The sequence below is a fragment of the Streptomyces sp. NPDC059373 genome (assembly GCF_042751495.1).
GTDB lineage: Bacteria > Actinomycetota > Actinomycetes > Streptomycetales > Streptomycetaceae > Actinacidiphila.
On sequence record NZ_JBHYXC010000036.1, the window covers coordinates 1 to 22,479 of the forward strand.

Annotated in this window: 22 protein-coding genes; 18 read left to right on the top strand and 4 right to left on the bottom strand. The window is 72.5% G+C overall.

The window, feature by feature from the left end:
* The first annotated feature begins 129 nt into the window (after nucleotides 1-129).
* From ACFXJ5_RS32435 to ACFXJ5_RS32470, 8 genes are all read left to right on the top strand, one after another.
* Entirely contained in the window at nucleotides 130-1,224 is a 1,095-nt protein-coding gene (locus ACFXJ5_RS32435) for a quinone-dependent dihydroorotate dehydrogenase (RefSeq protein WP_384639253.1), read from the top strand.
* Nucleotides 1,221-2,072 (top strand): orotidine-5'-phosphate decarboxylase, encoded by an 852-nt coding sequence (pyrF, locus tag ACFXJ5_RS32440; RefSeq protein WP_384639093.1) that lies wholly within the window; start codon nucleotides 1,221-1,223, stop codon nucleotides 2,070-2,072. The genes ACFXJ5_RS32435 and pyrF overlap by 4 nt, the downstream gene beginning before the upstream one ends.
* A 213-nt stretch (nucleotides 2,073-2,285) precedes the next feature.
* The gene (locus ACFXJ5_RS32445; protein WP_127358056.1) at nucleotides 2,286-2,609 is read left to right on the top strand and encodes an integration host factor; all 324 of its coding nucleotides are present in this window, start codon (nucleotides 2,286-2,288) and stop codon (nucleotides 2,607-2,609) included.
* A 47-nt stretch (nucleotides 2,610-2,656) separates the two neighbouring features.
* Entirely contained in the window at nucleotides 2,657-3,214 is a 558-nt protein-coding gene (gene gmk, locus ACFXJ5_RS32450; RefSeq protein ID WP_384639097.1) for a guanylate kinase, read from the top strand.
* Nucleotides 3,215-3,250: 36 nt separating this feature from the next.
* Complete coding sequence (gene rpoZ, locus ACFXJ5_RS32455; RefSeq protein WP_006382157.1) at nucleotides 3,251-3,523, top strand: DNA-directed RNA polymerase subunit omega; 273 nt, start codon at nucleotides 3,251-3,253, stop codon at nucleotides 3,521-3,523.
* Nucleotides 3,524-3,598: 75 nt separating this feature from the next.
* On the top strand, nucleotides 3,599-4,801 hold the full coding sequence (gene coaBC, locus ACFXJ5_RS32460; protein ID WP_384639101.1) for a bifunctional phosphopantothenoylcysteine decarboxylase/phosphopantothenate--cysteine ligase CoaBC: 1,203 nt from the start codon (nucleotides 3,599-3,601) through the stop codon (nucleotides 4,799-4,801).
* Nucleotides 4,802-4,979: 178 nt separating this feature from the next.
* A complete protein-coding gene (gene metK, locus ACFXJ5_RS32465) occupies nucleotides 4,980-6,206 on the top strand; it encodes a methionine adenosyltransferase (RefSeq protein ID WP_384639104.1) in 1,227 nt (408 codons plus the stop codon).
* Between the two features lie 92 nt (nucleotides 6,207-6,298).
* Nucleotides 6,299-8,473 (top strand): primosomal protein N', encoded by a 2,175-nt coding sequence (locus tag ACFXJ5_RS32470; protein ID WP_384639106.1) that lies wholly within the window; start codon nucleotides 6,299-6,301, stop codon nucleotides 8,471-8,473.
* A gap of 131 nt (nucleotides 8,474-8,604) precedes the next feature.
* Here the strand turns inward: ACFXJ5_RS32470 and ACFXJ5_RS32475 are convergent, their stop codons facing one another.
* On the bottom strand, nucleotides 8,605-9,117 hold the full coding sequence (locus tag ACFXJ5_RS32475; RefSeq protein WP_384639109.1) for a hypothetical protein: 513 nt from the start codon (nucleotides 9,115-9,117) through the stop codon (nucleotides 8,605-8,607).
* A gap of 225 nt (nucleotides 9,118-9,342) precedes the next feature.
* On the opposite strand from ACFXJ5_RS32475, the gene def reads away from it, so the two are divergent.
* The 4 genes from def to ACFXJ5_RS32495 all read left to right on the top strand — a co-directional run bounded on the left by def (nucleotide 9,343) and on the right by ACFXJ5_RS32495 (nucleotide 13,061).
* Nucleotides 9,343-9,909 (top strand): peptide deformylase, encoded by a 567-nt coding sequence (gene def, locus ACFXJ5_RS32480; RefSeq protein ID WP_459253996.1) that lies wholly within the window; start codon nucleotides 9,343-9,345, stop codon nucleotides 9,907-9,909.
* An 81-nt stretch (nucleotides 9,910-9,990) separates the two neighbouring features.
* The gene (fmt, locus tag ACFXJ5_RS32485) at nucleotides 9,991-10,950 is read left to right on the top strand and encodes a methionyl-tRNA formyltransferase (RefSeq protein WP_384639112.1); all 960 of its coding nucleotides are present in this window, start codon (nucleotides 9,991-9,993) and stop codon (nucleotides 10,948-10,950) included.
* Nucleotides 10,951-11,159: 209 nt separating this feature from the next.
* Nucleotides 11,160-12,533 carry an RsmB/NOP family class I SAM-dependent RNA methyltransferase gene (locus tag ACFXJ5_RS32490; protein ID WP_384639259.1) on the top strand — a complete coding sequence of 458 codons (1,374 nt, stop codon included), beginning with the start codon at nucleotides 11,160-11,162 and terminating at the stop codon, nucleotides 12,531-12,533.
* Between the two features lie 3 nt (nucleotides 12,534-12,536).
* Nucleotides 12,537-13,061 (top strand): hypothetical protein, encoded by a 525-nt coding sequence (locus tag ACFXJ5_RS32495; protein ID WP_384639115.1) that lies wholly within the window; start codon nucleotides 12,537-12,539, stop codon nucleotides 13,059-13,061.
* A gap of 42 nt (nucleotides 13,062-13,103) precedes the next feature.
* Here the strand turns inward: ACFXJ5_RS32495 and ACFXJ5_RS32500 are convergent, their stop codons facing one another.
* Entirely contained in the window at nucleotides 13,104-15,236 is a 2,133-nt protein-coding gene (locus tag ACFXJ5_RS32500) for an MMPL family transporter (RefSeq protein WP_384639117.1), read from the bottom strand.
* A 215-nt stretch (nucleotides 15,237-15,451) separates the two neighbouring features.
* On the opposite strand from ACFXJ5_RS32500, the gene rpe reads away from it, so the two are divergent.
* The 4 genes from rpe (at nucleotide 15,452) to ACFXJ5_RS32520 (ending at nucleotide 18,079) form a co-directional block, all read left to right on the top strand.
* The gene (gene rpe, locus ACFXJ5_RS32505) at nucleotides 15,452-16,117 is read left to right on the top strand and encodes a ribulose-phosphate 3-epimerase (protein ID WP_384639120.1); all 666 of its coding nucleotides are present in this window, start codon (nucleotides 15,452-15,454) and stop codon (nucleotides 16,115-16,117) included.
* A gap of 70 nt (nucleotides 16,118-16,187) precedes the next feature.
* Nucleotides 16,188-17,222: a sugar-binding transcriptional regulator gene (locus tag ACFXJ5_RS32510; protein ID WP_384639123.1), complete on the top strand. Its 1,035-nt coding sequence runs from the start codon at nucleotides 16,188-16,190 to the stop codon at nucleotides 17,220-17,222.
* Nucleotides 17,223-17,258: 36 nt separating this feature from the next.
* The gene (locus ACFXJ5_RS32515) at nucleotides 17,259-17,654 is read left to right on the top strand and encodes a ribonuclease domain-containing protein (protein WP_384639126.1); all 396 of its coding nucleotides are present in this window, start codon (nucleotides 17,259-17,261) and stop codon (nucleotides 17,652-17,654) included.
* Nucleotides 17,651-18,079: a barstar family protein gene (locus ACFXJ5_RS32520; RefSeq protein ID WP_384639129.1), complete on the top strand. Its 429-nt coding sequence runs from the start codon at nucleotides 17,651-17,653 to the stop codon at nucleotides 18,077-18,079. The genes ACFXJ5_RS32515 and ACFXJ5_RS32520 overlap by 4 nt, the downstream gene beginning before the upstream one ends.
* Nucleotides 18,080-18,169: 90 nt before the next feature.
* On the opposite strand, the gene ACFXJ5_RS32525 is transcribed toward ACFXJ5_RS32520, so the two are convergent.
* The gene (locus ACFXJ5_RS32525; RefSeq protein WP_384639132.1) at nucleotides 18,170-18,721 is read right to left on the bottom strand and encodes a YceI family protein; all 552 of its coding nucleotides are present in this window, start codon (nucleotides 18,719-18,721) and stop codon (nucleotides 18,170-18,172) included.
* 160 nt (nucleotides 18,722-18,881) lie between these two features.
* Here ACFXJ5_RS32525 and ACFXJ5_RS32530 point away from each other — a divergent pair, with 160 nt between their 5' ends.
* Nucleotides 18,882-19,400, top strand: a complete 519-nt coding sequence (locus ACFXJ5_RS32530) for a MarR family winged helix-turn-helix transcriptional regulator (RefSeq protein ID WP_384639135.1) — start codon at nucleotides 18,882-18,884, stop codon at nucleotides 19,398-19,400.
* Nucleotides 19,401-19,479: 79 nt separating this feature from the next.
* On the opposite strand, the gene ACFXJ5_RS32535 is transcribed toward ACFXJ5_RS32530, so the two are convergent.
* The gene (locus ACFXJ5_RS32535) at nucleotides 19,480-21,873 is read right to left on the bottom strand and encodes an alpha-L-arabinofuranosidase C-terminal domain-containing protein (RefSeq protein ID WP_384639138.1); all 2,394 of its coding nucleotides are present in this window, start codon (nucleotides 21,871-21,873) and stop codon (nucleotides 19,480-19,482) included.
* 326 nt (nucleotides 21,874-22,199) lie between these two features.
* On the opposite strand from ACFXJ5_RS32535, the gene ACFXJ5_RS32540 reads away from it, so the two are divergent.
* Nucleotides 22,200-22,433 (top strand): hypothetical protein, encoded by a 234-nt coding sequence (locus ACFXJ5_RS32540; RefSeq protein ID WP_384639140.1) that lies wholly within the window; start codon nucleotides 22,200-22,202, stop codon nucleotides 22,431-22,433.
* The last annotated feature ends 46 nt before the right edge of the window (nucleotides 22,434-22,479 follow it).

Genomic DNA, 22,479 nt, shown 5'->3' on the forward strand with positions numbered 1-22,479 from the left:
CCCCTGGCCCTCGGGGCCCGGGGCGGAGCCCCCGGTTTCGGGAAGGGGCGGGTGCGGGGAGAGAAAACCCCGGCCACCGGCCCGCAGACGGCTCGCGACAGCCACAACCGACAGGCAGAACCAACCCGCATGTACTCCCTCCTCTTCAAGCTGGTCTTCCGCCGGATCGACCCCGAACGGGCGCACCACCTCGCCTTCGGCTGGATCCGGCTCGCCGCCCGCATCCCGGTGCTGCGCACCCTCACCGCCGCCGTCCTCGCGCCGCGCCACGCGGCGCTGCGCACGGAGGCGTTCGGATTGCGGATGCACGGGCCGTTCGGGCTGGCCGCCGGGTTCGACAAGAACGCGGTCGGCATCGACGGCCTCGCCATGCTGGGGTTCGACCATGTCGAGATCGGCACGGTCACCGCGCAGCCCCAGCCGGGCAATCCGAAGAAGCGGTTGTTCCGTCTGGTGGCCGACCGGGCGCTGATCAACCGGATGGGCTTCAACAACGAGGGCTCGGCGGCCGTCGCGGTCCGGCTCGGGGCGCGTAAGCCGGTCTTCAAGCCGGTCGTGGGCGTCAACATCGGGAAGACGAAGGTCACCCCGGAGGCGGAAGCGGTCGCCGACTACGTGACGTCGGCCGAGTGGCTCGCCCCGCACGCGGACTACCTGGTCGTCAACGTGTCGTCGCCGAACACACCCGGCCTGCGCAACCTTCAGGCGGTCGACCATCTGCGGCCGCTCCTGACCGGGGTGAAGGCCGCCGCCGGCGCGGTGCCGCTGCTGGTCAAGATCGCACCGGACCTCGCGGACGAGGACGTGGACGCGGTCGCGGACCTCGCCGTGGAGCTGGGCCTGGACGGGATCATCGCGACCAACACCACCATCGCCCGCGAGGGCCTCGGGCTGTCCTCGGACCCGTCCCTGGTCAAGGAGACCGGCGGGCTGTCCGGCGCGCCACTCAAGGCCCGCTCGCTGGAGGTGCTGAGCCGCCTGTACGCCCGCGTGGGAGACAGGATCACCCTGGTCGGCGTCGGCGGCGTGGAGAGCGCCGAGGACGTCTGGCAGCGCGTCCTCGCCGGTGCCACGCTGGTGCAGGGCTACAGCGCCTTCATCTACGAGGGCCCGTTGTGGTGCCGCCGTATCCACCGGGGCCTGGCCGCCCGTCTCGCCGAGAGCCCGTACGACACCCTCGCCGACGCCGTCGGCGCCGCCGTCCGTAAGGAGAAGGCCGCATGACCTGGGAGAGTCCCGAGAACCTCGAGCCCTTCGGCGCCCGGCTGCGCCGTGCCATGGACACGCGCGGGCAGCTGTGTGTGGGCATCGACCCGCACGCCTCGCTGCTGGCCTCCTGGGGTCTCGGCGACGACGTGGCGGGCCTGGAGCGCTTCACGTACACCGTGGTCGAGGCGCTGGCCGACCGGGTTGCCGTGCTGAAGCCGCAGAGCGCCTTCTTCGAGCGCTTCGGGTCGCGCGGCATCGCCGTACTGGAGCGGGCGGTGGCGGACGCGCGGCAGGCCGGCGCGCTGGTGCTGATGGACGCGAAGCGCGGCGACATCGGCTCGACCATGGCCGCCTACGCCGCGACCTACCTCGACAAGGACTCGCCGCTGTTCTCGGACGCGGTCACCGTCAGCCCCTACCTCGGCTTCGGCTCGCTGCGCCCGGCGCTGGACGCCGCCCGGATCAGCGGGGCGGGGGTGTTCGTGCTCGCGCTGACCTCCAATCCGGAGGGCGCCGAGGTGCAGCGGGCCGCCACGCCCGACGGCAGGTCACTCGCACAGGTGATGTTGGACCACATCGCGGAGGAGAACCGGGGGGCCACGCCGCTCGGCTCCGTCGGCGCCGTGGTGGGTGCGACGCTCGCCGAGGCGGGGGTGGAGCTGGCGGTCAACGGGCCCCTGCTGGCCCCGGGTATGGGGGCTCAGGGCGCCACCGCGGCCGATCTGCCGCGGATCTTCGGCGCCGCCGTCCGCGATGTTCTTCCGAGCTTCAGCCGGAGTGTCCTGCGGCACGGTCCGTCGGTCGCCGCGCTGCGGGAATCGGCCGCCCGGGAGGCAGCAGAAGTGGCCGAATCCGTCAAGTAGGCCACAAACCTGCGGTGATTTGTCCCAAAAGTCCTGGTCGGGTGAGGCTGACCAGGACTTTTCTTCTTGTTTGCGCTGACTGTGAGCGCTTCGGCCGCTAGTCTCCGACGAGAGCGCGCAACGTGCGCGTTTCACGTTGCCCCTGCAGGTCGGGGGCGACTAGGTTCCACACCGGTCCGTATCCGACAGTTCTACTTCCGAGGTGACGTAGGCGTGGCTCTTCCGCCCCTTACCCCTGAACAGCGCGCTGCCGCGCTCGAAAAGGCCGCCGCGGCTCGCCGGGAGCGCGCCGAGGTCAAGAATCGGCTCAAGCACTCCGGCGCCTCGCTGCATGAGGTCATCAAGTCGGGCCAGGAGAATGACGTCATTGGCAAGATGAAGGTCTCCGCCCTTCTGGAGTCCCTGCCCGGCGTGGGCAAGGTCCGCGCCAAGCAGATCATGGAGCGGCTCGGCATTTCCGAAAGCCGCCGGGTCCGCGGGCTGGGTTCCAACCAGATCGCGTCCCTGGAGCGCGAGTTCGGCAGCCCGGCTGCCTGATGTCCCCAGCGGTCCCGCGAACCTCCGGGACCGGGGATAATCGCTCCATGATGGATCGTCCGCGGCTGACCGTGCTCTCCGGCCCCTCCGGGGTCGGCAAGAGCACGGTCGTCGCCCATATGCGCAAAGTCCACCCCGAGGTCTGGCTCTCGGTGTCGGCCACCACCCGCAAGCCGCGCCCCGGTGAGAAGCACGGGGTCCAGTACTACTTCGTGGACGACGACGAGTTCGACAAGCTCGTCGCCAACGGGGAACTGCTGGAGTGGGCGGAGTTCGCGGGGAACCGCTACGGCACCCCGCGCCGGGCCGTGCTGGAAAAGCTCGACGCCGGTGTGCCGGTGCTGCTGGAGATCGACCTGCAGGGCGCCCGGCTGGTCCGCAAGGCCATGCCGGAGGCCCAGCTGGTCTTCCTGGCGCCCCCGGGGTGGGAGGAGCTCGTACGCCGGCTCACCGGCCGGGGCACCGAGTCCCCCGAGGTGATCGAGCGACGGCTGGCGGCCGCCCGGGTCGAACTGGCCGCCGAGTCCGAGTTCGACGTAACCCTTGTCAACACCTCCGTCGAGGATGTAGCCCGCGAGCTGCTAGCCTTGATGGGAGTTGTCTGACTCCGAATCTTTTTCCCTTTTATCGGAAGGTAGAGCGTGTCCTCTTCCATCTCCACGCCCGAGGGCATCATCAACCCGCCGATCGACGAGCTGCTCGAGGCCACGGACTCGAAGTACAGCCTCGTGATCTACGCGGCCAAGCGTGCGCGTCAGATCAACGCGTACTACTCGCAGCTCGGTGAAGGCCTGCTGGAGTACGTCGGCCCGCTGGTGGACACCCACGTCCACGAGAAGCCGCTGTCGATCGCCCTTCGCGAGATCAACGCGGGTCTGCTGACCTCCGAGGCCGTCGAGGGCCCCGCGCAGTAGTCCTTTCCAGCCCTTCGGAGCTGCCACCACGGGCCCGGCCGTCAAACGGCCGGGCCCGTGGTGTGTCATAGACACATGACTAAGCCACAGGTCGTCCTCGGGGTGAGCGGCGGGATCGCCGCGTACAAGGCGTGCGAGCTGCTGCGGCGGTTCACCGAGTCCGGACACGACGTACGGGTGGTGCCCACCGAGTCGGCGCTGCACTTCGTCGGCGAGGCCACGTGGTCGGCGCTGTCCGGCCACCCGGCCACCACCCGGGTGTGGGACGGCGTGGAAGAGGTCCCGCACGTACGGATCGGCCAGCACGCCGACCTCGTGGTGGTCGCCCCCGCCACCGCCGACATCCTCGCCAAGGCCGCCCACGGCCTGGCCGACGACCTGCTCACCAACACCCTCCTCACGGCGCGATGTCCGGTGGTGTTCGCCCCGGCCATGCACACCGAGATGTGGGAGCACCCCGCCACCCGGGAGAACGTCGCCACCCTGCGCCGGCGCGGCGCCGTCGTCATCGAGCCCGCCGTCGGCCGGCTCACCGGCGTCGACACCGGCAAGGGACGCCTCCCCGACCCCGGCGAGATCTTCGAGGTCTGCCGCCGCGTCCTGGTCCGGGGCACGGCCGCCCCGGACCTGGTCGGCCGGCACGTCGTCGTCAGCGCAGGCGGCACCCGCGAACCCCTCGACCCGGTCCGCTACCTCGGCAACCGCTCCTCCGGCAAGCAGGGCTACGCGCTGGCCCGCGTCGCCCTCGCCCGGGGCGCCCGGGTCACCCTCGTCGCCGCGAACACCGCCCTCCCCGACCCGGCCGGCGCCGACGTGGTCCGGGTCGGCACCGCCGTACAGCTGCGCGAGGCCGTGCTCAAGGCCGCCGCCGATGCCGACGCGGTCGTGATGGCGGCCGCCGTCGCCGACTTCCGGCCCGCCCACTACGCCGAGGGCAAGATCAAGAAGAAGGACGGCGAGGAGCCGGCCCCGCTGGAACTCGTACGCAACCCGGATGTGCTGGCCGAGCTGTCCCACGACCGTCCGCATCCCGGGCAGATCGTCGTCGGCTTCGCCGCCGAGACCGACGACGTCCTCGCCAACGGCCGCGCCAAGCTCGCCCGCAAGGGCTGCGACCTGCTCGTCGTCAACGAGGTGGGCGAACACAAGGCCTTCGGCTCCGAGGAGAACGAGGCCGTCGTCCTCGCCGCCGACGGCTCCGAGACCCCCGTCCCGTACGGCCCCAAGGAGGCACTTGCCGAACTGGTGTGGGACCTTGTGGCGCGGCGCCTGGGCTGATCAGCCGCATTCGGCCTACGGTGAAAACACGGTGTCGCAGGTCACGGCCATCCAAGGTACGAGATCCCGTGTCCACCAGAACGCTTCGAACGATAAACTAGCCACGGAACCGCCGGGCGCAGCCCCGCGCGAGCCGCCAAATGTTCAGTCAGCAGCCGCTGCAACCCCAGGGAGCGATGTGTCCCGCCGCCTGTTCACCTCGGAGTCCGTCACCGAGGGACACCCAGACAAGATCGCTGACCAGATCAGCGACACGATCCTCGACGCGCTCCTCAAGGAGGACCCCACCTCCCGCGTCGCCGTCGAGACGTTGATCACCACCGGCCTGGTGCATGTCGCCGGAGAGGTCACGACCAAGGGGTACGTCGACATCGCGACCCTGGTCCGTAACAAGGTCCTCGAGATCGGCTACGACTCGTCGAAGAAGGGCTTCGACGGCGCCTCCTGCGGCGTCTCGGTCTCCATCGGCGCGCAGTCCCCGGACATCGCCCAGGGTGTCGACACCGCGTACGAGAAGCGGGTCGAGGGCGGCATCGCCTCGGGTGACACGGACGACGAACTCGACAAGCAGGGCGCCGGCGACCAGGGCCTGATGTTCGGGTACGCCACCGACGAGACCCCCGAGCTCATGCCGCTCCCCATCACGCTGGCGCACCGCCTCTCCAAGCGCCTCACCGAGGTCCGCAAGAACGGGACCATCCCGTACCTGCGCCCCGACGGCAAGACCCAGGTCACCATCGAGTACAACGGCGACAAGGCCGTGCGGCTGGACACCGTCGTGGTCTCCTCGCAGCACGCGAGCGACATCGACCTCGACTCGCTGCTCGCCCCCGACATCCGCGAGTTCGTCGTCGAACCCGAGCTCAAGGCGCTGGTCGAGCAGGGCATCAAGCTCGACACCGACAGCTACCGCCTCCTCGTCAACCCCACCGGCCGCTTCGAGATCGGCGGCCCCATGGGCGACGCCGGCCTCACCGGCCGCAAGATCATCATCGACACCTACGGCGGCATGGCCCGCCACGGCGGCGGCGCCTTCTCCGGCAAGGACCCCTCCAAGGTCGACCGCTCCGCCGCCTACGCCATGCGCTGGGTCGCCAAGAACGTCGTAGCCGCCGGCCTCGCCTCCCGCTGCGAGGTCCAGGTCGCCTACGCCATCGGCAAGGCCGAGCCCGTCGGTCTCTTCATCGAGACCTTCGGCACCGCCACCGTCGACGTCGAGAAGATCGAGCAGGCCATCGGCACCGTCTTCGACCTCCGCCCGGCCGCCATCATCCGCGACCTGGACCTGCTCCGCCCCATCTACGCCCAGACCGCCGCCTACGGCCACTTCGGCCGCGAGCTGCCCGACTTCACGTGGGAGCGCACCGACCGCGTGGAGGCGCTGCGCAAGGCCGTCGGCCTGTAACCCGCTTGTTCACGGCCCCGGACCTGACCTCAGGTCCGGGGCCGTACCCATGCCGCCGCCCGTTGTCGGCGCCGTCTGGTAACACTGAGGCTGTGAGCAGCGAGAACGATCGGGACGCGACCCCGGCGGGGGATCAGGCCGCCGGGGGGGAGCAGCTTGCGCTCATACGGGAGACGGTGCGCGAGGCGAAGGGGCCGAGGGCGAAGCCGCGGACGTGGCGGGGGGCGGCGCTGGCGGAGGGGTTGCCGGTGGCGCGGGTGCTGGTGGACAAGGGGCTGCTGCACCTGGACCAGTACTTCGACTACGCGGTGCCGGCGGCGATGGACGAGCAGGCGCAGCCCGGGGTGCGGGTGCGGGTGCGGTTCGGGGCGAGGGTGGTGAAGGGGCGCCGGGAGGGCGGCGAGCTGCACGACGGGTTCATCGTGGCGCGGCTGGCGGAGAGTGACTACCGGGGGCCGTTGGCACCGTTGGCGCAGGTGCTGTCGCCGGAGCAGGTGCTGTCGCCGCCGTTGCTGAGGCTGTGCCGGGCGGTGGCGGACCGGTATGCGGGGGCGCTGGCGGATGTGGTGCAGCTGGCGGTGCCGCCGAGGCGGGCAAAGCCGGAGGCAGAGGCAGCGGCGGAGCCGTCGGCCGCGGCGCCGGCGTTCTCCGGGGTGCCGGGCACGCTTGCGGAGGCGGGGAGCTGGGGGCGGTATCCGACGGGGGCGGCGTTTGTGCAGGCGCTGGCGCGGGGGGATTCGCCGAGGGCGGTGTGGACGGCGTTGCCGGGGCCGCAGTGGCCGGAGGAGCTGGCCCGGGCGATGGCGGCGACGCTGGTGTCGGGGCGGGGGGCGCTGGCGGTGGTGCCGGACGGCAGGGCGGCGGCCCGGGTGGACGCGGCGCTGACCGGGCTGCTGGGGGAGGGGCGGCATGTCGTACTGACCGCCGACGCCGGGCCGGAGGAGCGGTACCGGCGATGGCTGGCGCTGAGCCGGGGCGCGGTGCGGGCGGTGGTGGGGACCCGGGCCGCGATGTTCGCGCCGGTCGCCGACCTCGGGCTGGTCGCGATATGGGACGACGGCGACTCCAGCCACTCCGAGCAGCACGCGCCGCAGCCGCACGCCCGCGAGGTGCTGCTGCTGCGGGCGTCCGAGGAGCGGGCCGGATTTCTGCTGGGCGGCTTCACCTGCACCGTGGAGGGGGCGCAGCTGGTCGACACCCGGTGGGCGCTGCCCATCACGGCGTCGCGCGAGCAGGTGCGGGCCGTCGCGCCGCTGATCCGTACGGTCGGGGAGAACGACGAGGCGCGGGACGGGGCGGCGCGGGCGGCACGGCTGCCGAGCCTGGCGTGGCAGGTGACGAAGGAGGCGCTGACGCGCGGCCCGGTGCTGGTGCAGGTGCCGCGCCGGGGATACGTACCGGGGCTGGCCTGCGAGCGGTGCCGGGAGACCGCCCGGTGCGGGGGCTGTTCGGGGCCGCTGGAGCTGCGGGAAGGGGGCGGCGCGCCGACGTGCGGGTGGTGCGGGCGGATCGAGACGGCCTGGCAGTGCCATGAGTGCGGCGGCTCCCGGCTGCGCGCCCAGGTCGTCGGCGCACGCCGCACAGCGGACGAGCTGGGCCGGGCCTTCCCCAAGGTGCCGGTGCGCATGTCCGGGCGGGACGGGGTGCTGGCGTCGGTGCCCGACGCGCCCGCGCTGGTGATCTCCACGCCGGGTGCCGAGCCGGTCGCCGAGGGCCCGGGGTATGCGGCGGCGCTGCTGCTCGACGGCTGGGCGTTGCTCAACCGGCCCGACCTGAGGGCGGGGGAGGAGGCGCTGCGGCGCTGGGCGGGCGCGGCCGCGCTGGTGCGGCCCGCGGGGGAGGGCGGCACGGTGGTCGTCCTGGGCGAACCGACGCTGCGCCCGGTGCAGGCGCTGGTGCGCTGGGACCCGGCAGGGCATGCCGTGCGCGAGCTGGCGGAGCGCGCAGAGCTGGGCTTTCCCCCGGTGTCCAGGATGGCGGCGGTCGCCGGCCGTCCGTCAGCCGTCGCCGACCTCGTCGCCACCGCCGAACTGCCCGAGGGTACCGATGTGCTCGGCCCGGTGCCGATCCCCGTCGTCGAGCCCGGCCGGCCCCGGCGGCCCGGGGACCCGCCGCCCGGCGAGCAGTGGGAGCGGGTGCTGCTCCGGGTGCGCCAGGGCAGTGGGGCCGCGCTGGCGAGTGCGCTGAAGGCGGCGCAGACGGCACGCATCGCGCGTAAGGAGGCCGACCCGGTGCGGGTGCGGATCGACCCGCCGGACATCGGCTGACGGCGACCCGCCGGGCATCGGCTGACGGACGGCCGCCGGGCATCGGCTGACGGCGGCGCCGGACATGCCACCGCCCCGGCGTCCCGCCTGTCGGCGTGGCGGGCGGCGGGGCGGGTGCGCGGCGTACGGGATCAGCCGGTGCGGGTTCCGCCGGTGCGGGGGCCGGGGACCGCGCCGGGGAGGGCTTCGTCGTGGGACGGTACCGAACGGGCGGCAGGGACCACGGGCACCACGGGGACGGCCGGAGCGGCGGCGATCACGGCTGCCGCGGTGTCGTCCGTACCGGGGGCGGAGGAGGTCCGGCGCGCCCCGTAGCGGCGGTGCACGGCCTGCTTGGTCACCCCGAGGGCGGAGCCCACCGCGTCCCACGAGAAACCGAGCGAGCGGTCGAACTCGACGGCCGCCGTGACCAGGGTCTCGACGCTGTCCCGGAGCTCCTGCGCGAGCCGGACCGTGGGGGCGGGGGCGCGGCCGTAGACGACGAATCCGGCGGCGGGACCGCTGCGCCGCGGACGGTAGACGTTGCCCAGTTGGGCGGTGAGGGTCCGCAGGGCGTCCACTTGGCGGCGGACCCTCTCGATGTCCCGCACCAGCAGGTGCAGGCTTGCCCGTGCCTGGGCGTCGTGCGTTGCGTGTTCGGGCATCAAAAAGCCTCTCGAACCGGCTCCGGCATGGAACGGACCGTCCTTATCGGCCCGATTTCGGTCAATCTCCTTTGACCAACGCGCCAGCCTCCCTGCGGGTCACGCAGCTGGGGGCGCACCACCTCTCACAGGGGGCGCACGATCGCGCGCACGCCCCCACTGTCGCCGTACCGCCGACGCCGTAGCCGGACCCCATAGACTGGGTCGCTGTCCCCCGATCCGCCCATGACCACGGGAGTCCGCCGCGTGTCCGTCCAGCCGATCCGCCTCTTCGGAGACCCGGTGCTGCGCATGGCGGCGCAGCCTGTCACCGTCTTCGACAAGGAACTCCGTACCCTCGTCAGGGATCTGTCCGAGACCATGCAGGACGCCCCCGGCGCCGGCCTGGCGGCACCTCAGATAGGCGTATCGCTGCGGGTGTTCACGTACTACGTCGAGGGCGAGCTCGGCCACCTGGTCAACCCGGACCTCAGCCTCAGCGAGGACGAGCAGGACGGCCCGGAGGGCTGCCTGTCACTGCCGGGGCTCACCTACGACTGCAAGCGGGCGTACGGCGTGGTCGCCAAGGGCTTCAACATGTACGGCGACCCCGTCACGATCGAGGGCACGCAGCTGCTCGCGCGCTGCATCCAGCACGAGACCGACCACCTGGACGGCATCATCTTCATCGACCGGCTCGACACGGAGCAGCGCAAGGCGGCGATGAAGGCGATCCGTGACGCGGAGTGGGCGGGACAGAGTGTGCCGCAGGTCAGGATCTCGCCGCACAGCACCTTCGGCCGGGCGCTCTGAACCTTCGGCCGCGCGCTCTGACTTTCCGTATCGCCAAGGCTTCGCCACCGCTCCGCCGCACCGAAAGGCACCACACACTCCATGAGGCTCGTCTTCGCCGGCACCCCCGAGGTCGCCGTCCCCGCCCTGGACGCTCTGTTGGCCTCCGACCGGCACGAGGTCGTCGCCGTGGTCACCCGGCCCGACGCGACGGCGGGGCGGGGACGCAAGCTCCTCGCGAGCCCGGTCGCGCAGCGGGCGGAGGAGGCCGGCGTCGAGGTGCTCAAGCCGCGACGGCCCCGTGACGAGGACTTCCTGGCCCGGCTGCGCGAGATCGCCCCGGACGCCTGCCCGGTCGTCGCGTACGGCGCGCTGCTGCCGAAGGCCGCGCTCGACATCCCGGCGCACGGCTGGATCAACCTGCACTTCTCGCTACTCCCGGCCTGGCGCGGCGCCGCCCCCGTGCAGCATTCCGTGATGGCCGGGGACGAGGTGACCGGCGCGTCGACCTTCCTGATCGAGGAGGGCCTCGACTCCGGGCCGGTCTACGGCGTCGTCACGGAGGACGTCCGGCCCACCGACACCAGCGGCGACCTGCTGACCCGGCTCGCCCACAGCGGCGCCCGCCTGCTGACCGCGACCATGGACGGCATCGAGGACGGCACGCTGGTCGCCCGCCCGCAGCCCGCCGAGGGCATCACCCTCGCCCCGAAGATCACCGTCGACGACGCCCGCATCGACTGGACGGCGCCCGCCCTCCGCGTCGACCGCCTGGTACGCGGCTGCACCCCGGCGCCGGGCGCCTGGACCCTCTTCCACGGCGAGCGGCTCAAGGTCGGGCCGGTCACCCTGCGCCCCGACCGGCGCGAGCTGGCCCCCGGCGAGCTGGAGGTCGCCAAGAACGCGGTCTACGTCGGCACCGGCAGCTACGCCGTACGGCTCGGCGACGTCCAGCCGCAGGGCAAGAAGCGGATGGCCGCCGCCGACTGGGCACGGGGCGTACGGATCGCCTCCGGCGAGCGGGTGGGCGAGCCCGGGGAGCAGGGGGAGAAGGCGGAGTAGGGGCCGTCGGTGGCCGCGCCGTAGGCTTGGTACGCAGGCCTTCGCAGGCCGTCGCCGTCGTCACCCCGATCCGGAGCACCTTTCACGTGAGCGCAGCCTCTCCCCGCCGTACCGGCCCCGCCCCCCAGGGAAAGCCCCAAGGCAATCCCCAGGGCAAGCCTCAAGGCAAGCCGCAGGGCCGGCCCTACCGCCGTCCGCAGCGGGATCCCGTGCGGATCCTGGCCTTCGAGGCACTGCGTGCGGTCGACGAGCGGGACGCGTACGCGAACCTCGTACTGCCGTCGCTGTTGCGGGAGGCCGAGGCCGAAGCGACGCGCAAGGGGCGGGAGTTCGACCGGCGGGACGCGGCGCTGGCCACGGAGCTGGTCTACGGGACGCTGCGGCGGCAGGGGACGTACGACGCGGTGATCGCGGCCTGCGTCGACCGGCCGCTGCGCGAGGTGGACCCGCCGGTGCTGGACGTCCTGGCGCTGGGCGCGCACCAGCTGCTCGGGACGCGGATCCCGAGCCATGCCGCGGTGTCGGCGACGGTGGAGCTGGCCCGGGTCGTACTCGGCGACGGGCGGTCGAAGTTCGTCAATGCCGTGCTGCGGCGGATCGCGGCGCAGGACCTCGACGCGTGGCTGGAGCAGGTCGCCCCGCCGTACGACGACGACCCCGAGGACCATCTGGCCGTCGTCCACTCCCACCCCCGCTGGATCGTTTCCGCACTCTGGGACGCCCTCGGCGGCGGCCGCGCCGGCATCGAGGAGCTGCTGGCCGCCGACAACGAGCGGCCCGAGGTCACCCTCGTCGCCCGCCCCGGCCGGTCAACGGCGCAGGAGCTCGCCGACTCGCTCCCGCCCGAGGCGACCGTGCCGGGCCGCTGGTCCCCGTACGCCGTCCGGCTCGCGGAGGGCGGCGACCCGTCGGGCGTCGAGGCGGTAAGCGAGGGCCGGGCCGGCGTTCAGGACGAGGGCAGCCAGCTCGTGGCCGCCGCATTGGCCGCCGCACCACTGGAAGGCCGCGACGCCCTCTGGCTGGACGGCTGCGCCGGCCCCGGCGGCAAGGCGGCGCTCCTGGCCGCGCTCGCCACCCAGCGCGGTGCGGTGCTGGTCGCCTCCGAGAAGCAGCCGCACCGCGCCCGGCTCGTCGCCCGAGCGCTCGCCGGCAACCCCGGCCCCTACCAGGTCATCGTCGCCGACGGCACCCGCCCCGCCTGGGCCGAGGCCGGCTTCGACCGCGTACTCGTCGACGTCCCCTGCACCGGCCTCGGCGCCCTCCGCCGCCGCCCCGAAGCCCGCTGGCGCCGCCGCGCCGAGGACCTCCCCGGCTTCGCCCCCCTCCAGCGCGGCCTGCTCACCCAGGCCCTCCGTGCCGTCCGGGTCGGCGGCGTCGTCGCCTACGCCACCTGCTCCCCCCACCCCGCCGAAACCCGCGCCGTCGTCGAGGACGTCCTCCGCGACGCGTCGGCCGACTGGGTCGACGCCCGCCCCCTCATGCCCGGCGTCACCGACCTCGGCGACGGCCCCGACGTCCAGCTCTGGCCCCACCTCCACGGCACCGACGCGATGTACCTGGCGCTGCTGCGCCGTACGGCCTGAGGCGTGAGCGGCAAGTACGCCAGGGTGGAGCGGGAGCGCCGCTTCCTGCTGGCGGGTCTCCCCGACGGCACGCCGTCGGGCGCCGCGCGCTCCATCGTCGACCGGTACGTCACCGGTACGCGCCTGCGGCTGCGGCAGATCACGGATGAGGGGACAGGCGCGCGCGAGTACAAGTTCACGCAGAAGATCCCGGCGGACCGGCCCGGGCCGGTCCAGGGGCTGATCACCAACACGTACCTGTCACGGGCCGAGTACGACGTGCTGGCCGCGCTCCCGGCGGCGACGCTGCGCAAGGCGCGGCACAGCCTGCCGCCGTTCGGGGTGGACGTCTTCGAGCCGCCGCTGCACGGGCTGGTGCTCGCGGAGGCGGAGTTCGGGACGGACGCGGAGATGCCGGCCTTTACGCCGGGCATCGAGGTCGTTGCCGAGGTGACAGCCGATCCGCGCTTCACCGGGGGGCGGCTGGCCCGGACGAGCCGTGGGGAACTGCTTGCCTGGCTGGCCGAGTTCCGGCTCGTCGTCGGTTGACGGGAAGGGGCGGGGTGGGGGGATCCCCCCCCGCCGGGGCGGTCAGCGGGGCTCGGGGTCGTCGACCGGCGCACGCGCGGGCTCGGGCGTCGTGGCACCGGGCGCGGTCCGGTCGAGGTGGCTGGGCCACCAGACGCGGGGGCCGAGGTCGAGGGTGAGGGAGGAGACGAGGACGGAGCGGACGATGAAGGTGTCGAGGAGGACGCCGAAGGCGACGGCGAAGCCCATTTCGGCGAAGCCGACGATGGGGAGGGTGGCGAGGGCGGCGAAGGTGCCGGCGAGGACGAGGCCGGCGGAGGTGATGACGCCGCCGGTGGCGGCGAGGCCGGTGAGGGTGCCCTGGCGGGTGCCGGCGTGGGCGGTCTCCTCGCGGATGCGGGTCATGAGGAAGATGTTGTAGTCGATGCCGAGGGCGACGAGGAAGACGAACACGAACAGCGGGAACGCGGTGTCCTCGCCCTCGAAGCCGAAGACGTGCCGGAAGGCCAGCGTGCTGACGCCGAGGGCCGCCGCGAAGGACAGTACGACGGTGCCGATGAGCACCAGCGGGGCGATCAGCGCCCGCAGCAGCAGGGCGAGGATGATCATCACCACGACCAGGATCAGCGGGATGAGCAGCTCGCTGTCGCGTTGGGAGGCGGCGTTGGCGTCGACGACCGTGGCGGTGCCGCCGCCGACCTTGGCGTCGGCGCCGGGGATGGCGTGGAGGGTGTCGCGGGCACGGTGGACGGTGTCCTTGGCGGCCTGGCTGTCGGGGGCGGCCGTGGTGGTGGCTTCCAGGTAGACCAGGCCGTTCTTCTCGGCGGGCGCCCCGGGTGGCGTACCCACCGAGCCAGGGGCGACGCCCTTCACGGACGCCAGGGAGGCCTTGACCTGGGCGGCCGCGCCGGCCTTGGTGATGACGACGAGCGGCTGGCCGGCGCCGGCCGCGAAGTAGCGGGCCTGGACCTCCTGCCCGGCCACGGAGTCCGGCTTGCCGGTGTAGCTCTGGGCGTTGGTGAGGCCGGCCGCCTTGAGGGTGATGAGGCCCAGGGAGAGGACCGCCAGGATCAGCGCGGTCGTCACCCACACCGCGCGCGGCCGGCGGTCGATACGACGGCCCACCCGCGCCCACACTCCGGTGCGGGTCGGCTCGGCGGAGCCGACGTGCGGGATGGCGGGCCAGAAGACCCAGCGCCCGACGATGACCAGCAGCGCCGGGAAGAGCGTCAGCATCGCGGTGACGCCGATGGTGATACCGATCGCGGCGACCGGCCCCAGCCCCGACGTGGAGTTCATCTCGGCGAAGAGCAGACAGAGCATGCTGACCGCGACGGTCGCCGCGCTCGCGATGATGGCGGGCCCGGCGCGGTGCAGGGCGAGCGCCATCGCCTCGTGCCGGTCCTCGTGGCGGCGCAGTTCCTCGCGGTAGCGGGCGACCAGAAGCAGCGCGTAGTCCGTGCCGGCGCCGAAGACCAGCACCGTCAGGATTCCGGCGCTCTGTGCGTTGACGACCAGCCCTGCGTGCTTGGCCAGCAGATAGATCGCGGCCTGGGCGGTGAAGAGCGCGCCGATCACCGACAGCACGGGCACCAGCAGCAGGGTCAGGCTGCGGTAGGTGAGGAGCAGGATGACGATGACCACGCCGAGTGCGGAGTACAGCAGGGTGCCGTCGATGCCGGAGAACGCGTCGGCCGAGTCGGAGGCGTAGCCGCCGGGGCCGGTGATGTGGACGTCGAGGCCGGCGGTGTCCTTCGTGACGGTGCCCCGGATGTCCTTGACCGCGTCGGCGATGCCGTTCCAGCCGCCCTTGTCGACGCTGATGGGGACGATCAGCTGCGCGGCGCGCGGGTCGGTCGGCCGGTCGAACACCGGCCCCTGCGTGCGCGAGCCGAAGATGCCGTGCCGCGTCAGGGCCTTGATGTCGGCGGCGTCGGCCTGGATCTTCGTACGGTCGGCGGCGGTCAGCCCGTCGGGCCTGGTGTAGATCACGACGGCGGGTGCGGTGTCGGGAAGGAAGCTCTTCTGCAGGTTGAGCACCTGCGTGGACTCCGCGCTGCCGGGCAGCCACGAGGACGCGTCGTTCTGCTCGGCGTCGTTGAGCTTCTGTGCGAGCGGCGACACGACCACGAGCAGGATGATCCACAGCGCGAGGACGACCCACTTGCTGCGCCTGCCGCAGACGAGCAGGGCCACCCTGCCCGACGCACCTGGAGTACGTGGATTTCCTGGAGTGCCCGGATCCGTCACGTCAGCCACCTCCGCCTGGTCGTAGGCGTCCCCCGAGGAGTGCTCAGTTTCTCCGCCTCAGCATGGCATGCGGGGCCTGGCGCCGCAGGGTGCTTCGCCGAGCCGCGACCCGTCCGTGACCCGTGGCGTCGCCCACCGCTCGGCACCGCCATACTGGGAACATGGCCGTGCAGATCAACCCCAGCATCCTGTCAGCCGACTTCGCGCGCCTCGCCGAGGAAGCGCGTGCGGTAGAGGGCGCCGACTGGCTCCATGTCGACGTGATGGACAACCACTTCGTCCCCAACCTCACCCTCGGCGTGCCGGTCGTCGAAGCGCTGAGCAGGGCGACCCGGACCCCGCTGGACTGCCACCTGATGATCGAGGACCCGGACCGCTGGGCCCCGGCCTACATCGAGGCGGGCGCCGGCTCCGTCACCTTCCACGTCGAGGCCGCCGCCGCCCCCGTGCGGCTGGCGCGTGAGATCCGTGCCCAGGGCGCGCGGGCTTCCATGGCGCTGAAGCCGGCCACTCCGATCGAGCCGTACGAGGACCTGCTGCCCGAGCTGGACATGTTGCTGATCATGACCGTCGAGCCCGGTTTCGGCGGCCAGGCCTTCCTCGACATCATGCTGCCGAAGATCCGCCGGGCCCGGCGCCTCATCGACCGGCACGGCCTCCAGCTGTGGCTCCAGGTGGACGGCGGCGTCTCCGCGTCGACCATCGAGCGCTGTGCCGAGGCCGGTGCCGATGTCTTCGTCGCGGGGTCGGCCGTGTACGGCGCGGAGGACCCGGCGGAGGCGGTACGTGGCTTGCGTAAGCAGGCCGCGGCGGCCTGCGCCCACTGAGACCGGACCACACGGGCTACGTGCCCGTAACCTCGCGCGATCGTGCGAGGATGAGCGCGGAGCCGATCAGATGGGCAAACGGGAGAGCGACGTGACCACAGGCCGCACGCAGGTGCGCATGGGCCCAGGAGAGATGGTCCAGGCGGCAGCGATGGCTCGCCGCTTCTACCTGGAAGGCAAATCCAAGATCCAGATCGCCGAGGAGTTCGGCGTGAGCCGCTTCAAGGTGGCCCGGGTCCTGGAGACCGCCCTCGAGCGTGATCTCGTACGCATCGAGATCCGCGTCCCCGCCGAGCTCGACGCCGAACGCTCCGACGCGCTTCGTGCCCGCTACGGTCTCCGGCACGCCGTCGTCGTGGAGTCCCCGGCCGACGAGAGCGACGGCCCCGACCCCGAGAACCTCGGCGCCGTCGCCGCCGACCTGCTCGGCGAACTGGTCAACGAGGGCGACGTCCTCGGGCTCGCCTGGGGCCGCTCCATCATCACCATGGCCAACGCCCTCGACCGGCTGCCCCCCTGCACCGTCGTCCAGCTCACCGGTGTCTACGACGCCGGCACCGCCGACCGCGGCTCCGTCGAGGCCGTCCGCACCGCCGCCGCCGTCTCCGGTGGCGAGGCGCACCCCATGTACGCCCCGATGGTGCTCGGCGACGCCACGACGGCGGCCGCCCTACGCGCGCAGAGTGGCATCGCCGCCGCCATGAGCTACTTCGACAAGGTCACCGTCGCCGTCGTCTCGGTCGGCTCCTGGGAGGCGGGCATCTCCACGGTGCACGACGCCCTGACCGACGAGGAACGCGAGCACTACGCCTCTCTCGGCGTCGCTGCCGAGATGTCCTCCCACCTCTTCGACGCCCAGGGCCGCCGCGTCGGCCGCGACCTCGGCGAACGCTGCATCACCATCGAGGCGGACCGGCTGCGCCGGATCCCCGAAGTGCTCGCCATCGCGGGCGGCCGCCGCAAGGGCGGCGCCATCGACGCAGTGCTTCGGTCCGGCCTGGTCACCAGCCTCGTCACCGACACCGCGGCAGCGGATTACCTTCTGCATTCCACCGATCCGCTGTCGCGGGCCGCCCTCGACCGCACCGACCCCGACGGGTCGTAACGGCCCTCGCCGCCGGCCCTGTGGGAGCATCGCCGCATGTCCCCACGGTCCGCGCTCGGCGCCCTGCTGGCGTGCCTGGTGCTGTTGCTCGGCGGCTGCGCCGCACAGGGCGGCGACACCGGCGCCGGCCCGACGGCCGCCACGACCTCGACCGCTATCGCGACGGTCACCGAAGCGCAGCTCCCCGCCGAGGCACGCGCGACGCTGAAGCTGATCGAGGCGGGCGGCCCGTTCCCGTACGCCAAGGACGGCGCCGTCTTCGGCAACTTCGAGGGGCTGCTGCCCGGCCGGAAGCGCGGCTACTACCACGAGTACACGGTGCGCACCCCGGGGGAGCGCGACCGCGGCGCCCGCCGCCTGGTGACGGGCGAGGGTGGCGAGTTCTACTACACCGACGACCACTACGGCTCTTTCAAGGCGGTACTGCGATGACGAAGGCCCTGCTCGCCGTGCTCGACGGCAGCGCGCCGCCCGCCGTGCTGCCCTGGTCCGTGGCGGAGCTGCCGGCCGCGAAGGCGCAGGAGGCGGCGCGGGCGGCCGGGTGGCGTACGGACCTGCTCGACCTGGCCGGGGTGCGGGACAAGCCGGGGTTCATGGACCGGTGTGCGACGGCGCTGCGGCTGCCGGACTACTTCGGGCGCAACTGGGACGCCCTGGACGAGTGCCTCGGCGACCCGAGCTGGTGGCCGGAGCAGGACGCCGCCGGATGGCTCGTGCTCGTACAGGGGTGGCAGGAGTACGCGGCGGAGCACCCGCACGACTGGGTCATCGCCGAGCAGATCCTCGCGGACGCGGTCAGTGACGGCGCGCGCGTCGCCGTCCTCCTGGAGGAACCGGCAGGCGGCGGACAGCAGTGAGCCCGGCGACGGCCCCTTGTGAGGGGGCCGCGGCCGGGCCGGTGGTCCGGGGCGGGCATGCTCCGCTCATGCGGTGCCCCGGAGCCCGGATCACGCGGGCAGGCGGGTGAAGCGCGCGGTGATGGCGAGGGTCGAGATGTCCTTCAGCATGCCGAGCTGATTCCACGTCAGGCCGAAGTCCTTGCGGTTGACGGTGAGGCCGGCGGTGAGCGTGACCGCGTCCGCCGTGACCTCGGTGGCCTCGGCGGTGAAGGCCAGCGGACGGCTGGTGCCGGTCACCGTCAGTTCGCCCGAGACCTCGACGGTCCCCTTGCCGCCCGCGGAGACGCTGGTCGCGGTGAAGGTGATCGACGGGTGCGTGTCCACGTCGAAGAAGTCGGCGGAGCGCAGGTGGATGTCGCGCTTCTTGTGCTGGGTGTCCACGGAAGCGGTGTCGATCGTCACGGTGCCGTGGGCGGAACCGCCGGGGAGCACCTCACCCTCTCCGCTGATCTTGGTGAAGGTGCCCTTGACGTTGACCAGGCCCCAGATCGACTTGTGCTCGAAGGCGACCGAGGAGCCGGCCGGATCGAGGGTCCAGCGGCCGGGGGCGACGTCGGTCAGGGGTATGGCGTGCCGGGAACCAGCGGTGGTGTCGGACATGGTCGATCGTGCCTTCCGTGATACGGGCGAGCACAACGCGAGCCCGCTTTAGTTTTCAATGAAAAGATATCTATTAGGTAGCTGCCGAGATAATAGCTCGCTGAGTTACCCTCGGCAAGGGCGATGACCTCGCACAAGACGAACAGGACGGGAGCCGGACATGGGGCAGCCGACGCGGCTGGACGACGGGGCAGGGGTCTGTCCGGGGGCCGAGGAGGTCGAGCTGCTCCGCCGCTGGCGCGTCATCGACAGTGGCCTCCGTCGGATCACCGACCAACTGCTGGCCGACGTCCATGACGAGGTCGGCATGCCGCCGTCGGAGCTCCACGTGCTCTGCTTCCTGGCCGAGTCCCCGGAGCAGGCGGCCCCGATGCGGCAGCTCTCCGAGCTCCTCGGCTTCTCCACCGCGGGAACCACGGGAGTGGTCGACCGCCTCGCCGACGCCGGTCTGGTCGAGCGTCGCCCGTCCCGTACGGACCGCCGCGTCACCTTCGCCGCCCTGACGGAGCTGGGCCGGCGCACCGCCTCCGCCGCTGTCGGGGTGCTCGCGGAGGCAGTGCGCCGGCGGATCACCCAGCCGCTGGGCGACGACGGCTTCGCCGCCCTCGAGGCCGCTGTCGGCTCCCTCGGTGGTGGCGGCGAAGCCGACGACGGATGCCCGCGCTCCAGCGCGTGCTGAGGGCTTACGCCTCGTCGGCGAGGTAGGACCGGCAGGGCGAACGGGATCGGGCCGATGGATCGATGGACGGGCGTGCGCGCTACGAAGCGCGGTGCCGCACCGCACGGATGACGGTGAAGGAGTACGGCGGGAGTTCGTGCTCGACCGGTCCCGAGGGCGACAGGGTGACGGTGTGGGGCTCGGCCGGGGCGGGGGCGAAGGGCTCGCCGTCACCCGGGGCGGCCGCCAGGACGGTCGCGGTGACCCGAAGCGGCGGACCGGCGTCGTGCAGATCGACGGTCGTGGTCACCGCGCTGGGCGTCGTGTTGGCCACCTTGACGATGACATCCCCGGTCCGGCTGTCACGGACCGAGGAGACCGCGAACCGCTCCGGTTCGTGCCGCACGTCCTCGAGGTCGTGGACCGGCCGCCCGTCGAGGAGGCAGCGGACACGGCTGCCGCTCAGCTCGACCCGGACGTCGTACCAGCGGCCGGTCTCCATGGGATGCGGCACCGGGTCGGCGAGGTCGTGAAGGAAGCCGTCGTCGCTGCGCTGGAGGGTGAGCGAGCGGTTCCGCCAGCCGCCGAGGTTCCACTGGTAGTGGTCGCCCTCGGCCGTCCGCCCGAAGCCGATGACGAAGCCCTCTGCGCCGCCGGTCCGCCGCGCCCGCAGGGTGACCACGCAGTCCCCGGCCGGGGCCGCCGACGCCAGGACCGACAGCGCCTCGGGGTCGTCGCCGGTCTGGCGCAGCACCCCGCCGGCGAACTCCCATTCCCCGGCCCGGGGTTCCCAGCCGTCGGCGGGCCGGCCGTCGATCCTGACGTCGGCGAACTCCGCCCGGGTGGCACAGGTGCCCAGCGAGATGCCGTGCCGGTCCGCCCGCGGTTCGGCGGGGCCGCTGGGGCCGCCGGAGACGGTCACCGGCAGGCTGCTGTCGCCGGAGTTCGACGAATGCATCCGCTGGACGTGGTAGTTGAGCGTCTTGTGGACGTGTGCGTTGTCGAAGTAGATCAGGTCGGGGACCCACTGGGTGTTGCCCACCTTGGCCAGCAGCGGGGCGTAGGAGGAGAGCCGGACCACGTCGCCCGCGCGCTCCATGGCGATCATGTACGTGGCCTCCGCGAGGGCGCAGAGCATGGTGTTGCCCCGGGCGGCGTACTCGCCGACGTAGAGCTCGGGGCCCGAGCGGTCCAGCGCGTCGAAGCGGCGGGTGTTCTCCAGGAACCAGCGCGGGGATTTGTAGGAATGCTCGTCGACGATCTCCACATCGAGCTTGTGCGCCAACTCCCAGCCCTGCTCCCACTCCGCGCCCACCGGGGCCGGTCCGGTCGTGCCGATCACGGTGATCTCCGGATGGTGCTCGCGCAGCGCCGCGTGGACCAGGTCGAAGCGCTCCCGGAACTCGGGGGTGATCTGGTCCTCGTTGCCCACCCCCAGGTACGCGAGACCGAACGGCTCGGGGTGGCCGGCGGCCGCTCGCACGGCTCCCCAGGGTGAGTCCGGGGGCCCGTTGGCGTACTCGACGAGATCCAGCACCTCCTGGACGTACAGCGGCATGTCCTCCTCGGGGACGGCCTGTTGACCGCCCGGGGCGTTCTGGCAGCAGACCCCGGCGGCGACGACGGGGAGCGGCTTGGCACCGATGTCCTCGCAGAACTGGAAGTACTCGAAGTAGCCGAGCCCCGCCGACTGGTGGTAGCCCCACAGGTTCGGCTGGGTGCGCCGCCACTCCAGGGGGCCGACGGTGTCCTTCCAGCGGTACATGGTGTCCAGGCCGAGGCCGTGGGCGACGCAGCCGCCCGGGAACCGTACGAACTTCGGCTGCAGGTCGGCGATCGCCTGTGCGAGATCGGCGCGCATGCCGTTCGGCCGGTCCCGGAAGGTCGCCCGGGGGAGCAGCGAGACGAAGGCCAGGTGCAGGACCCCGCGGGTGTGGGTCAGGAGGGTGAAGCGCGCGTCGGGGTCCGTCGAAGCGGCTTCGAGGGTCGCGGTGTACCAGGTCCATTCGTCCGAGGTGACCGGGCCGAGCGCCGCCTCGCCGTGCTGGGCGGCACCGGCCGCGCTCTCCAGCCTCACCGTGAGCGCGGCCGGCCCACCGACGGCTCGGCGGGCCAGGACGCGGACGTTGTACTGCTCGCCGGCCGTGACCGCGATCCCGTCGAAGCCGCCGTTGCGCAGGCCGGCGCCGCCACCGGGCTCGGTGACGCGCACCTCGGCGTGGTGCGGGCTGTTGGGGTGCGGTGGCCGGTCCGTGCCGATGGTGACGCCGGCCTCGGCGCCGCCGAGGCACACCGGTTCCCATGCGGTGAGCGCGTGCCAGCCGGCCCGGTCGGCGCCGGAGTAGGAGAACGAACGGTTCTGGACCAGTTCCGCGTACAGGCCCCCGTCCGCCGCGTGGTTGAGGTCCTCGAAGAAGATCCCGAAGAGGTCCGGACTGATCGGCACCCCCGCCGCCGAGGCGTCGACCGTGATGACGGCCCTGGAGTCGGTCACGTCGCTCTCCCGTTCCTTCGCCTCGGCGGTCGTAGAAAACGTTCTCTATGGAAGCTAGGCCCGCGCCTCCCGCCGGGCAAGGTGTCGTGCATGGGAATCTTCCGGCACGGACAACTTCCCTGCGTGTGCACGGTATTTCGAACCAGCTGCAGCGCAGGGGCAGTGGCCTCGCACCCAGAGAACGATTTCCTGCCGGGTCCAGGCCGACGCCCGGGCATCGCGTGGGCGCGAGTGACGCCGCTGACGCGCCGGATGCTGGTGGACAGCCCCGGCACCCTGCCCGGGTAGGCGACGCGCTGGTGCCCGCGCTGAGCAGGTGCGTGGTCATGGCGAAGGCGCCGCCCTCATTGTCGTACTCCACGACGGTGGCCCGGTCCAGGGCGTTCGCGAAGTGCGTCCTGCGGCTCTGGCAGGCCCTGTCCTCCCAGGCGCCGCCGACCACGATGACGGCGTCCGCGCGCTGCTCACGCATCGCCTCGACGACGGCCGGGACGCGCTGCGGATCGCCGTGCGTGGTGCAGAGCATGCACAACCGGCCCTCGGCCGGAGAGGGTCGATGACCAGGGCGCCAAAGTGACCCAGGATCAGGGGGGGTTGCGGGCCGCC

Coding starts and splice junctions, on each gene's coding strand:
- ACFXJ5_RS32435 (WP_384639253.1), top strand. CDS start 130: ATGTACTCCCTCCTCTTCAAGCTGGTCTTCCGCCGGATCGACCCCGAA.
- pyrF (WP_384639093.1), top strand. CDS start 1,221: ATGACCTGGGAGAGTCCCGAGAACCTCGAGCCCTTCGGCGCCCGGCTG.
- gmk (WP_384639097.1), top strand. CDS start 2,657: ATGATGGATCGTCCGCGGCTGACCGTGCTCTCCGGCCCCTCCGGGGTC.
- coaBC (WP_384639101.1), top strand. CDS start 3,599: ATGACTAAGCCACAGGTCGTCCTCGGGGTGAGCGGCGGGATCGCCGCG.
- ACFXJ5_RS32475 (WP_384639109.1), bottom strand. CDS start 9,117: ATGCCCGAACACGCAACGCACGACGCCCAGGCACGGGCAAGCCTGCAC.
- def (WP_459253996.1), top strand. CDS start 9,343: ATGACCACGGGAGTCCGCCGCGTGTCCGTCCAGCCGATCCGCCTCTTC.
- fmt (WP_384639112.1), top strand. CDS start 9,991: ATGAGGCTCGTCTTCGCCGGCACCCCCGAGGTCGCCGTCCCCGCCCTG.
- rpe (WP_384639120.1), top strand. CDS start 15,452: ATGGCCGTGCAGATCAACCCCAGCATCCTGTCAGCCGACTTCGCGCGC.
- ACFXJ5_RS32510 (WP_384639123.1), top strand. CDS start 16,188: ATGGGCAAACGGGAGAGCGACGTGACCACAGGCCGCACGCAGGTGCGC.
- ACFXJ5_RS32515 (WP_384639126.1), top strand. CDS start 17,259: ATGTCCCCACGGTCCGCGCTCGGCGCCCTGCTGGCGTGCCTGGTGCTG.
- ACFXJ5_RS32520 (WP_384639129.1), top strand. CDS start 17,651: ATGACGAAGGCCCTGCTCGCCGTGCTCGACGGCAGCGCGCCGCCCGCC.
- ACFXJ5_RS32525 (WP_384639132.1), bottom strand. CDS start 18,721: ATGTCCGACACCACCGCTGGTTCCCGGCACGCCATACCCCTGACCGAC.
- ACFXJ5_RS32530 (WP_384639135.1), top strand. CDS start 18,882: ATGGGGCAGCCGACGCGGCTGGACGACGGGGCAGGGGTCTGTCCGGGG.
- ACFXJ5_RS32540 (WP_384639140.1), top strand. CDS start 22,200: ATGGCGAAGGCGCCGCCCTCATTGTCGTACTCCACGACGGTGGCCCGG.